11 protein-coding genes are annotated in these 11,431 nt (G+C 65.0%); 3 read left to right on the top strand and 8 right to left on the bottom strand.

The window, feature by feature from the left end; all coding sequences use genetic code 11:
• The first annotated feature begins 95 nt into the window (after nucleotides 1-95).
• The 3 genes from CYJ10_RS07890 to CYJ10_RS07900 all read left to right on the top strand — a co-directional run bounded on the left by CYJ10_RS07890 (nucleotide 96) and on the right by CYJ10_RS07900 (nucleotide 2,409).
• Entirely contained in the window at nucleotides 96-1,127 is a 1,032-nt protein-coding gene (locus tag CYJ10_RS07890) for a CaiB/BaiF CoA transferase family protein (RefSeq protein ID WP_101680935.1), read from the top strand.
• A gap of 132 nt (nucleotides 1,128-1,259) precedes the next feature.
• Entirely contained in the window at nucleotides 1,260-1,448 is a 189-nt protein-coding gene (locus CYJ10_RS07895) for a YjfB family protein (protein ID WP_029051078.1), read from the top strand.
• 106 nt (nucleotides 1,449-1,554) lie between these two features.
• Nucleotides 1,555-2,409: a serine aminopeptidase domain-containing protein gene (locus CYJ10_RS07900; protein WP_101680936.1), complete on the top strand. Its 855-nt coding sequence runs from the start codon at nucleotides 1,555-1,557 to the stop codon at nucleotides 2,407-2,409.
• Nucleotides 2,410-2,499: 90 nt separating this feature from the next.
• On the opposite strand, the gene CYJ10_RS07905 is transcribed toward CYJ10_RS07900, so the two are convergent.
• The 8 genes from CYJ10_RS07905 to CYJ10_RS07940 form a co-directional block, all read right to left on the bottom strand.
• Nucleotides 2,500-3,132, bottom strand: coding sequence for a riboflavin synthase (locus CYJ10_RS07905; protein WP_101680937.1), 633 nt, complete (start codon nucleotides 3,130-3,132; stop codon nucleotides 2,500-2,502).
• A 34-nt stretch (nucleotides 3,133-3,166) separates the two neighbouring features.
• Nucleotides 3,167-4,288 carry a bifunctional diaminohydroxyphosphoribosylaminopyrimidine deaminase/5-amino-6-(5-phosphoribosylamino)uracil reductase RibD gene (ribD, locus tag CYJ10_RS07910; RefSeq protein WP_101680938.1) on the bottom strand — a complete coding sequence of 374 codons (1,122 nt, stop codon included), beginning with the start codon at nucleotides 4,286-4,288 and terminating at the stop codon, nucleotides 3,167-3,169.
• Nucleotides 4,289-4,382: 94 nt separating this feature from the next.
• Nucleotides 4,383-4,922, bottom strand: coding sequence for a prepilin-type N-terminal cleavage/methylation domain-containing protein (locus tag CYJ10_RS07915; RefSeq protein WP_101680939.1), 540 nt, complete (start codon nucleotides 4,920-4,922; stop codon nucleotides 4,383-4,385).
• Between the two features lie 30 nt (nucleotides 4,923-4,952).
• Nucleotides 4,953-5,387: a type IV pilin protein gene (locus tag CYJ10_RS07920; RefSeq protein WP_257993162.1), complete on the bottom strand. Its 435-nt coding sequence runs from the start codon at nucleotides 5,385-5,387 to the stop codon at nucleotides 4,953-4,955.
• Complete coding sequence (locus tag CYJ10_RS07925; protein WP_146001996.1) at nucleotides 5,384-5,752, bottom strand: hypothetical protein; 369 nt, start codon at nucleotides 5,750-5,752, stop codon at nucleotides 5,384-5,386. Before CYJ10_RS07925 ends, CYJ10_RS07920 begins: the two co-directional genes overlap by 4 nt.
• A gap of 691 nt (nucleotides 5,753-6,443) precedes the next feature.
• A complete protein-coding gene (locus tag CYJ10_RS07930; RefSeq protein WP_101680941.1) occupies nucleotides 6,444-7,016 on the bottom strand; it encodes a GspH/FimT family pseudopilin in 573 nt (190 codons plus the stop codon).
• Between the two features lie 18 nt (nucleotides 7,017-7,034).
• Nucleotides 7,035-7,493, bottom strand: coding sequence for a type IV pilin protein (locus tag CYJ10_RS07935; protein ID WP_101680942.1), 459 nt, complete (start codon nucleotides 7,491-7,493; stop codon nucleotides 7,035-7,037).
• A 12-nt stretch (nucleotides 7,494-7,505) separates the two neighbouring features.
• Complete coding sequence (locus tag CYJ10_RS07940; protein ID WP_101680943.1) at nucleotides 7,506-11,408, bottom strand: pilus assembly protein; 3,903 nt, start codon at nucleotides 11,406-11,408, stop codon at nucleotides 7,506-7,508.
• Nucleotides 11,409-11,431 lie beyond the last annotated feature (23 nt).

Raw genomic sequence — 11,431 nt, forward strand, 5'->3', positions numbered from 1 at the left:
TCGCCCGGGTTGCATGAATGTGATTTAGGCGGCATATCAAAAGGGTTGCGTTGCCATACGCCGGGACGGCCGGCCAGACCACGGAGAGATATCAGATGCATCCACCACTGCAGGGCATCCGTATTGTCGAGTTCGAGGGCCTTGGTCCGGGGCCGCTGGCCGGCCGGATGCTGGCCGACATGGGCGCCCAGGTAACGGTCATCGCCAGGCGCCAGCGCGGGGCCGTGGCTGATCAGCTCGGCGGCAGCAAGCCCAGCCCGCTCCGGCGCGGCAAGACGATTGTGCCGCTGGACCTGAAGCAGCCGGCCGAACTGGCCGAGGCCATGCGCCTGGTCTCCACGGCCGATGGCCTGATCGAAGGGAACCGTCCGGGGGTGATGGAGCGGCTGGGCCTGGGTCCGGCCGAGTGCGCCGCCCGCAATCCCGCGCTGGTCTATGGGCGGATGACCGGCTGGGGTCAGACCGGGCCGCTGGCGCAGACCGCTGGCCATGACCTGAACTACGTGGCGCTCACCGGGTTGCTGTCGCTGTCGGCGCGGCCGGGACAGGCGCCGATCACCCCGCCCACGGTGCTGGGCGACGCCGGGGGCGCGCTGGGTCTGGCCTTCGGCATGGTCTGCGCGATGCTCGACGCCCGCGCCACTGGCCATGGCCGCGTGGTGGACGGCGCCATCGTCGACATGGTGGGCATGCTCGGCAGCATCGCACTCTGGGTACGCAACAACGGCCAGCTGGACGGAGACCAGCCCAGCCCGTTCCACGAGTCGCCGTTCTACGATGTCTATGCCTGTGCCGATGGCGGCTTCATCACGATCGGTGCGCTGGAGCCGCAGTTCTATGCGCTGCTGCTGACGAAGCTGGGGCTGGAAGACGTCGATCCCGCCGGACAGTATGACCACGCGGCCTGGCCCGCGCTCAAGGCCCGCTTCACGGCGCTGTTCCTGAGCCAGCCGCGCGCCCACTGGGACAACCTGCTGGGCGGCACGGACGTGTGCTACGCGCCGGTGCTCAGCATTGTCGAGGCGGCCCGTCATCCGCACAACGTGGCGCGGGGCCTGTTCGTCGAGCGGGAGGATGGCACGCTCGATACCACTGGCGCGCCAAGGTTTCTGGCCCCCGACGCCTGAAGTCCGGTTGTTGGATCAAGAAAGCGTCGATTAAAGCTCTTGTTCCTGATGCCGACAATACGGATGCGGCGTCATGGCGCAGTCGTACACGTCGGGCGGCCGCATTCTTGATCAACTCGTCAGGTAATTCCTATGGTGACTTCCCTCGTCAGTTCGCTGGGCGCAGCCGATGCCGGCAGCGATCCGGTCGCGCTGTTGATGCTGCGCAAGACGCTGGACCTGCAGGCGCAGAGCATGACCCAGCTGCTCCAGTCGGCCCCGGCCGTCTCGGGCGGCAGCAATCCGCCGCATCTGGGCAACAACATCGACATCAAGGTGTAAATCCGGCGCGGTTGGCGCCATCGCAAACGGCCTCCGCTATGCTTGCTGGAGGCCGTTTGTCTTTCAGGCCGAGCACATCCAGAAAAAACATCGAAGAGGGGGAATCATGCTGCGAGCCACACGATTTGCCTTGGCCCTGGCCGGACTTTGTCTTGGCCTGGTGGCATCCGCGCAAGAGGCGGCACTGGACGAGAGCGTCGCCACAGTCAGCCTGGCACGCGGCACGGACCTAAATCTCGTGGTCAGCAAGAAGCCCGGATCTAAGCCGACGACAGCGGCCTTGCTGTTTCCCGGCTATCCCGGCGTGCTGAGGGTGGAGGCACAGGCCAGCGGAGCGCCGGAATTCCAGTTGCGCGGCAATTTCCTGGTGCGCGCGCGCCGGCATCTGGTCAGCGACAGCGTCATGACCGTGCTGGTGGATTGCCCAAAGGATCGCTGGACGAACTGCGATGACAGCTACCGCGAATCGGACCAGTATGCGGTTGATGTCGCCGCGGCCATCGACAAGCTCAAGGCGCAGCAGGGCGTCAGCAAGATATATCTGATCGGTACGAGCTACGGCACGGTATCCACCGCATTCCTGGCCCGCAAGCTGGACGGCCGGATCGATGGCGCCGTCCACACGTCAACGTTCACGGATCCGCGTGCCGGACGGGGCCGTGGCCCGGCGCATGGTCTGGCGATGTGGGATTTCGACTGGACTGCCACGCATGTGGACCAGCTGTTCGTCCATCACCAGGATGACCCGTGCCCGCTGACGCAATATCGCACCATCGCGGCACGCCACGGCAGCATTCCTCTGATCACGGTGCAGGGTGCGAAGGGCGTACGCGGCGAGCCGTGCGAAGCCTTCTCGCAGCACGGCTTTGCGGGCAGGGAGCGCCCCGTCATGCTGGCCATCGGCGACTGGATTGCCACGCGCAAGGTGGCCGAGACGGTGGGGACGAAGGGCGACGAGTGACGCCGCCGGATGGGGCCGCTGTGATGAGGCCCCATGAGACCGCCGCGGCACCAGCGGGGGCATGCCCCCGCTGGCTGCTACACGCGTCGGTCAGCGCGCCGGGATGGCCGCGTCGCCGGACGCCGACAGCATCCGCTCCACGTACCGCGCGATCAGGTCGATTTCCAGGTTCACACGCTTGGCCGGGGCCAGTTCATTGAGCGTGGTCACTTCCACGGTGTGCGGAATCAGGTTGATTGAGAATACACAGCCATCGGCTTCGTCGCTGACGGTGTTGACAGTCAGCGACACACCGTTCACCACCACCGAGCCCTTGTAGGCCAGGTAGCGACCCAGCTCGCGCGGGGCGCGGATGCGAAGTTCGTGCGACTCGCCCACCGGGGCGAAACGGACCACTTCGCCCAGGCCGTCGACATGGCCCGAGACCAGATGGCCGCCCAGGCGATCGGCCAGGCGCAGCGCCTTTTCGAGATTGACGCGGCCCGGCTGGTCCAGCCCCACGGTCTTGTCGAGCGATTCGCGCGAGACATCCACGTCGAAGTGGCCGGCTTCCAGCGTGACCACGGTCATGCAGGCGCCCTGGATGGCGATGCTGTCGCCAATGCCCACATCGGACAGGTCCAGATCGCCAGCGGCCACGCGCAAACGCACGCCCGCGTTGGCATCGCCCAGCGGCGAAACGGTTTCGATGCGGCCCACGGCCGCCACAATGCCAGTAAACATGCTTGCCTCTGTCTGAATACGATAAATACGGTTGTCAGTCCTTGCTGTCGGCGCGGCGAGCGATCAGGCGCAGGTCGTCACCGATCTGCCGCACCTCGTGCCAGCGAAATTGCGCGGCGTCTTCCAGCCGGGTCAACGGCGGCAGGTTGAACATGCCCTGCGCGTCCCCCAGCAGCCGGGGCGCCATGTAGACCAGCAGTTCGTCGGCGCAGCCTTCGCGGATCAGCGATCCGTTGAGCTTGTAGCCGGCTTCCACATGCAGTTCGTTGATGCCGCGCTCGCCCAGCGCTTCGAGCATGCGGCGCAGTTCCACCTTGCCGTGCCGGTTGGGCAGCACCACGACTTCGGCGCCCCGGTCCTCCAGCGCGCGCTGGCGGGCCTTGTCCTCGACGGCGCAGAAGACCAGTACGGATTTGGCGAAGTCGCCCGTGTCCCGATGCAGGATCTGCGCGTCGAGCGGCACTTCGAGCCGGGAATCGACCAGCACGCGTCGCGGCTGGCGCGGCGTGGCCACGGCGCGCACGGTCAGCGCGGGGTTGTCATCCCGCACGGTGCCGATGCCGGTGAGGATGGCGCAGGCACGGGCCCGCCAGGCGTGGCCATCGTCGCGCGCGGCCTGGCTCGTGATCCATTGACTGGTGCCGTCGTGCAAGGCGGTGCCACCATCCAGCGAGGCGGCCACCTTGACGCGCACCCACGGCAGGCCGCGCGTCATGCGCGAGACAAAGCCGATATTGAGATCGCGTGCTTCCTTTTCCAGCAGCCCGCAACGCACGTCGATGCCCGCGTCGCGCAGCCGTTGCAGGCCCCGGCCCGATACGCTCGGGTTCGGGTCTTCCATGGCGGCCACCACGCGTGCGATGCCTGCACGCACCAGCGCATCGGCGCATGGCGGCGTGCGGCCAAAATGGCTGCACGGTTCGAGCGTGACATAAGCCGTGGCACCGGCCGGGTCATGACCGTGTGCAATCGCGTCCTTCATGGCCTGGATTTCGGCGTGATCCTGGCCGGCCGGCTGCGTGTAGCCCTGTCCGATAACCTGTCCGTCCTTCATCAGGACACAACCGACGCGAGGATTCGGCGTGGTGGTGTACATGCCCCGTGCGGCAAGTGCCAGGGCCTGCGCCATGGCGGTGTGGTCGGAATCGGAAAACATGGTGTGGCGAGTCGGGCCTGAAATGGTATGTCCGGTCAATCGAAAGTCTGGGAAATCCGGATCGGCGGACGGGTACCTGGCGCCTGCGGATTGGTCAGTCGCAATCGGCATCGGCACCGGGCCGGCAGATCCGGATGCGTCCCTGGGCGCCGAGCCGTGCCTGGCGCTGCGCCTGGTGACAACGCACCAGGAATGTGGCGGCCAGAAAGCCACCACGTTCAGATCGTGAGTATCCCACAGGTGTCCAGCGCAGGCTTTGCGTGGTCGCGGTGCCTGCGGTGGCGCGCAGCGTGATGCGCAGACAGCGGTCGGGCAAGGCGACAACAGAAAATGGCGGCGTCCAGTTTTCAGGCGGCGCGCCCTGTGCCGTCAGTTGCCAGCCGCGGTCCAGGGAATCGGCGCCGGGGATCGGCCCCAGCCGTACCTCCGTCCGCCTCGCCGCCGCCGTGGTGCGCGCCAGCGCCGGCGCCAGCGACGCCGCCAGGCGGTCTGCGGCATGGCCGGCGCTCTGCTCGGCGATGAGCGTGCCGATGGTGGGCCATGCGGCCACCGCAAGCACCGCCGATACCGCCAGCGATACCAGCAGTTCGGTCACGGTTACGCCATGCTGGTGCATTGTCGTCCAACGTGGCATGGCGCTAGCACTCCGGCGGCAAGGGCATGGCTACGCAGTCCGGCGTGGGCAGAGAAAGCCACTCTCCGCTGCTGCGCAGGACCAGCGTGCCGCAAAGCGGGTCGGGCCGCACCGGGGCCGCGCGCACGTCCACGCAGCGCGACAGTGCGACGCCGTCGCAACTGGTGGCCGTAAGCCAGTGACGGGTGCGGGCAGGTGGTGGGGGGCAGCTTTCGGCCATTCGCCGGCCGGCGTCGTGCCATCGGCTGTGCTGGCGAACGTCAGGTTCACCAATGCATGGCGCTCCAGCGCGAGCATGGCCGACACCAGTTCCCCGCGTGCCTGCGTGCGCCAGCCGCGCTCGGCCTGACGCTGCCAGGCGGGAACGGCGAGGATCGTCAGCACGGTGACGATGGCCACCACGACCAGCAGCTCGGCCACGCTGAAGCCGGCACCGCGGGCGATGCGAATGGGCAGCGGCGTCATTGCGGTGACCTCACCAGTTCCCGCCAGCCCAGTCGTCCGCGCCGCCGGTACCAGCGTGCGTGCTGCAACGGCGTTGCGGTGTTGCCATCCGCCTGCCAGAGATCCAGCCTGAACGCGTCGCGGGTCGATGTGCCGGGTGCCATGGTGTGGCCCGTGGCGAGCGTTGATATGACCGCGATAGGGGTTGCCATGCCGTGACTCGCCCATGGCAGGCCGGTGACGGCAAGAATCGGCGTGCCATCGGGGTCCCGCGTAGTCACGGACGTGCCGCTTATGGCATCGACCAGATAGCTGCGTCGTTGCCCGTCCGTGTCCACGGTTGTAAAGCCAAGGTGGACCGGGCTGGCGCTGTACAGCGCATCCACGCGCTCGCCGGGCCGGGGTAGCGTCAGAGTCCAGCCGTTTGCCGATGCCTCGGTGTCGGCTTGCGCCGACCTGAGCACAACGCCATCGCCCTTCGGTAACGCCTAGATGCTGACCGGGACGCGTGGGATGCCGGGACGATCGGGTATCGCGGAGAGTTCGTTGCCAGTGCCGTAGATGATGAGCGGCGTGGTGCCGGTCTGTACGACGACCGGGGCCTCGGTGTTGTCACCGGCGGTACCGCGCTGACGATGCATGCGGGTGGGGAGCGATGCACGGGCACCGGTGGATAAATGTCCGAGATCGAATCGCCAGAGTAAGTCGCAGCGCACCGTTCAGCCGCTCGTGCTTGCCGCTCCAACGCAGCCAGGCACTGCCGAGCGTGACCAGCGGAATCGCGCCCAGGCCGACGATGGCCAGGCAGACCAGCGATTCGACAAGTACGTCGCCCTTGATCCTACGGCGCGAGGCGCCACGGGCGGAAGTGGGGCGGCGGGGTAGGCAAGAAGGTGAGCAGAAAGCCGAGGAAGGCATGGCGCATCGGTTCGATGGGAACGGATGGCCACGATAGCGGCGGGCGGGGGGGTAAAACGTGTCCGGATGTGACAGGGTTGCGTCAATGTGTGTCCGAGTGGCGGTCGGACGATTCGAAGACGGGAGTATCGGAATACTCCCGGCGGACACCAGCTGAAATCAGCTTGCGGTGCTGATCTTGGGCATCGTGCAATACCCGTTGGGATCCTGGGCGACCGGCGTGCAGACGCGTGAACGCCCCAGCAGGCTGACTTCCACCATCCGTTGGGCGCTGCCCAGCGTGAACATGATGGCCATGGCCATCTGCGTCTTGTCAGCCGTTTGCGAATAGCCGATTGGCGAAAATGAGATGTAGCCGAGACCATTGGTCGCGTCGTACGCGTACTTGATGTCGTCCGGCAGGGGGTCGTACACGGCAATCAACGTGTCATTGGCCGCCTCGTACTGTCCGTTGGGTGCGGCGTGTTCGTTGAACAGCCGCCAGCCCTTTTTCCAGTCGCCGTCGATGGGGGCCACCGTTACGTAGCTGTTGCTGGCAGCGGCTACTGTGCGCGCTTTCGTCAACGCCACATTGAGGCTGTCGGCGGCGGTCAGAAGCCGCTGGTTCTTCACGAACGTGGTCATGCTTGGCACCGCAAAGCCGATGATGACGATGGCCACCGCCATGGTGGTCAGCAGTTCGATCAGCGTGAAGCCGCCGTGGCGCGGCAGCGTGGACGTACGGGAAGTCATGGCTGTCACCTTAACCTGTCACCAGCAGTTCGCGACAACTGCCGGGGTAGCGCCGCTAATGGAAACCAGCTTTTCATTGGTGCTGCGCAACACCAGCGCATCGCATATCGGGTCGGCAAAATTCGCGTTGGGTTTCGCCGTCAGTTCCACGCATTGGCCGTTGTCGGTCATGCCGGTGCATGGCCCTGCACTGACCTTGTACTTGGCCCCGGTCGGGCTGTCGCCCGAGTAGGTCTTGTAGTTCGCCCAGGTGGTCGTGGTGCCTGCTCCGTAGTAGGTGTTCACCTGCGAGAAATGCCGCTCGAACAGCTGCATGTTCTCCATCAGCGCGGCCTTGGCTTCTGTGCGCCGGCCCTTGCGGATGAACTCCTGGTAGGAAGGGTAGGCGAAGGCCGCCAGGATGCCGATGATGGCTACCGTCACCATCAGTTCGGCCAGCGTGAAGCCGGCCTGGCGCCGTGCCGTATGCATGTGCATGGTGGCCTCGTATCAGTTCATCTTGAAGTTGCGGACTTCACGCCAGCCTTGGCGGCCCTCGCGCTTGACGCTGGCGCTGGGGTCATCCTTGGGGTTGCCGGAGCCGGAGCCCGTGTTGCCACCGTTGTTCACGGTCAGCGAGCCGTCCGGACCAAAGCTCAGGACGCGCGTCACGGTGGTTTGGAGATAGCCGCCCACCGATCCGCGCGTGTCCGACGAACGTGTAATCACGATGATCGTCGGTGCACCGAGCAGGCCGGTGGAAGACTGTACGCCCGATGTCACGTTGACCGGCGCGCCGGTGAGCGTGTTCAGAGCGTAACTGCGGCTGCCGCCGGCGGTGTTGCAGCTATCGATGGCCGTGTACACCGAGTTGAAGTAGATCAAGCCACCCGACAGCGCTGCTGACGTGATCTGGCGCTCGGTGTTGTCCACGAAGTCGATGACCCAGCCCGGCTTGCGATTGCCCGAGAAACCGGGGGCGACCGCAGTGCCCGAGAACGTGATCGCGGAGCCGTCGCTGGTCAGCTTGGTGTCCAGGCGATTCAGGGATTTACGATCTCCGGCGAATTGCGTGGTGTTGCCGTCATAGATGCCGTAGAACGAGTTGCCAAAGGCCGGACTCGCGGTGGTATCGGACGCTTCGTAGTACTTGCCAGTGCCGAACAGGACGATGTAGCCGCCTGGGGCGTAGGCCACCGATGGCTGCATGGTGATGGGCTGACGGGTGCCGGTCACGCGGTCGGTGGCGATGAACATCGGCTTGCCAGGGAAGCCACCGTAGGCCGGCAGGGCGCCATTCTCGCCGCTGTTCCAGGTATCGCTGGTACCGGACAGCACGAACTTCCACAGGTTGCCCTGCAGGTCGCCCGCATAGGCGTTCAGAGCGGCCTCGGTGCTGCCGGCCACCACCGTGGGTGTGCTCAGGCCGTTGGCGGTGGTGTACGGCGGTACGGCTGACGGCACGGGTGCCGTGACCTTCCAGTAGTTGGTGTTGAGCTTCCACTTCTCCGAGGCGCTCTTGTTCAGGGACAGGATGAACAGTACCGACGGCGCCTGCGCGTTAAAGCTCTTGTCCTCGAGATTGGCGTTCAAGCCATTGCCGACGATCACGAACCATTCGTACTGCGGCACACCCTTGTCGTCCTTGCTCTTCATGAGTTTGACGATCTGGGGCTTGCCCATGACGTTGCCCATGTCCGCGTCGTCCTGATCGCTAAATTCCCACAGGACATTGCTGCTGCCGAAGGCGGTCGGGTCGGTGACGTCGATCGCGAATACGCCCTGGGCGCCGCCGCCGAAGCCCGCCGTCAGTACGGACTTCCAGTTGCCGCCGACCTGGGCCTCCGAGATTGTCGGCGTGGCGTCGACATAGGCCCGGTGGTTGTAGGTCTGGGATGCCAGTTGGTTCAGCGAACCGAACAGCGCATTGGGGACGTAGGCGAACAGCTCGTCGCCGGTGGTGGCGTTGAAGCCATGCAGCATGCCGTCGTTGGCACCGACGTACACGGCAGGCGTGCGCGACTTGTACGTGCCGTAGAACGTGTTGTAGCCGGTGCCGACGTGCGTTGCGGTCGGCGCGCCGACATAGACCGGCGCAGAGTTGATGATGTCGCCGAGCTTGGTCTGGCGCTGGCGGAACACGCCACCATTGCCCAGTCCGTCGTTTTCCTGGCTACGGTCGCCACGCAGGTAGTCGAGCCGCTTGGAGCCCAGGCTGTCGATGCCGCCGGTGTCGGGATTCAGGTTCAGCAGCGCTTGCTGGTCCTTCGAGATGTTGTCCCACAGGAACGGCGCGCCGGCGCCGGTCAGGCTGTTCAGCGTGTAGATCGTGCGGGACGCCGCGGTGCGGCTGGACAGTCGCGAGCCGGCTTCCCACTTGGAAGTCGAACTCACCGTGACGTTGCCGTCGGTGCCGCGTACCAGCGGGTAGGCGGTCAGCTTGCCGTTCCACTGGCTGTCAAAGCCGGGGGTGTAGACGGTCTGGTCCGTAAAGACCGTGTTGCTGCTCAGGGCGATGCCCGCCAGCGTACCGCCCGAATTGGCCACCACGTCGAACACCTTGCGGATCGACCGGATCATGTCCGCCGGCTGGCTGGCCAGGAACCAGTTGGTCGGCAGATTCGAGCCGGTCGCCGTTTCCCATTCAGCCGTGCTGTTGGTCAGTTTGCCGTTGACCGTGGTCTGGAACGGGTTCCCGTCGTTGTTGCCGCCTTCCTTGATAGCGTTGAGGAAGCCACCATATTTGGCTGCCAGGAAGATCTGGCTCTTGCGCTGGGTGTCGCCGACCGTACCGTTGCCGTTCTCGTTGACGTCGATGCCGAACGTGGTCACGCGGGCATCGGGCATGTCCGGCCGGAACGCCGACGTGTGGGCCCAGTAGGCGACGCCGGCCATGTAGTACGTGGACTTCGACGACGTGGGGTGCGTCATTGTCCCGAGGCTCGCCAGCGAGCTCAGAGGATAGGGGTTGCCGACATTCGGGCTGTTGGCTTCGAGTGCACCAACCTTATTCGTCCAGTCCACGACGTTGAAGTCGCTGTAGGTGTCCCTGCTGCGTGCCGGATCGCCGCGACTCGTGTTGTTGTTGCCCGGGATGTAGTTGTCCTGGTGCGTGTTGATGTCGCCAATAGTCAGCACGTAGTTGCGCTGGCACTTGTTGAGCATCGGGTCAGTGCTCCATTTGGAGTAGACCGCGAAGTTGTCGGTGTTGGCCGTGGTCAGATTGTTGACTGCGTCTGCCGTCGGGCCGTCCGGGTGGTATTGAAGGTAACGGATCGACTCGTAGAACAACTCGCTCAGCGGATCGTAGGTCTTGTACGAACCCGTGGGGTTGTCGGTGGGCTTGCCAAGGTTGGCGATCGTAGTTCGTCCAAACTTGTTCAGATAATTGACCACGCCGCTGTTGCCGGTGGTGTCGCTCAGCGGGTTCGATACGAACACACCGTAGGCGTCCCATTCCTTGGCGGTATTGGTAATCGTCTTCAGATCGGTGTTGACGGCCGAATTGCCCAGGTACTTCATCGGCGCCCGCAATACGCCGCCGTAGCGTTCGTTCTGGGCCAGGTTGCCGTTGTTGTAGTTGTCGTTCAAATAGCCGAATGCCGCAAAGCGCACGCGCTCGGCGTTGCGCTGCATTTCACCCACCGGCTTGTAGTTGGTGCCGTCGTAGCTGAAGCAGAGGTCGGTACGCGAAGTGGCTTCGCTGCTGTCGCACACCTGCACTTGGGCCCGGAACGCACGGCGTTCCGTCAGGCTGCCTTTCTTGTCGTACTGGTCGGCATACTGGCCCAGGTTGCTGCAGCTCAAGCCGCTGCTGTCCGAGTTCGCGAAGAAGATGTGGTTGCCGCACGATGCCATGTACAGCGTGGTGTAGCTGAACGGCGTCACCTCGCTGGGCGACACGCTGTTGTTGGCCTTGCTGACCGACTTGAGCGGGAAGTAGCTGCCGCTCTTGAAGAAGTCGTCCTGCAGGACGGCGCGTTGCAGTACGGTCTGCGTGCGGGTGTCCACCACGCGGTCGCCGCCGGTCATGGCCAGGCGCAGCATGTCGATAGCCGACGATGCCGCCCAGTTCATGAAGTTGCCGCTGAACGCGCTACTGCAGGTGCGCGTGGCCGATGCGTTGCCGCTGATCGTGAAGTAGCCGTTCGTAGCGTCGTACGCGTAGCACTTGGCGCTATTGAAGTAGCCGACGTATTCGGTGCCGGGGCTGTAGGCGCTGCGGTAAGCCGCGCCGGTCGTGGGGAATTCCACGGACAGCGTCAGCATCAGGTTCGGGTGCAGGTTCTGTACCTTGCCATACAGCGGTGTGGTAGCAATGGCCACCGTGGGTACGGTAGGCGTGGTCGCGGCGCCGATCGCGGCGGCCCAGAGCAGGGCCGCCAGCGGTAGCAATCGTTGCAGGATCTTCATGAGGTGAGTCCCGGTTCGGTTGT

It is taken from the genome of Cupriavidus pauculus (genome assembly GCF_002858765.1).
In the GTDB taxonomy this organism is placed as follows: domain Bacteria; phylum Pseudomonadota; class Gammaproteobacteria; order Burkholderiales; family Burkholderiaceae; genus Cupriavidus; species Cupriavidus pauculus_B.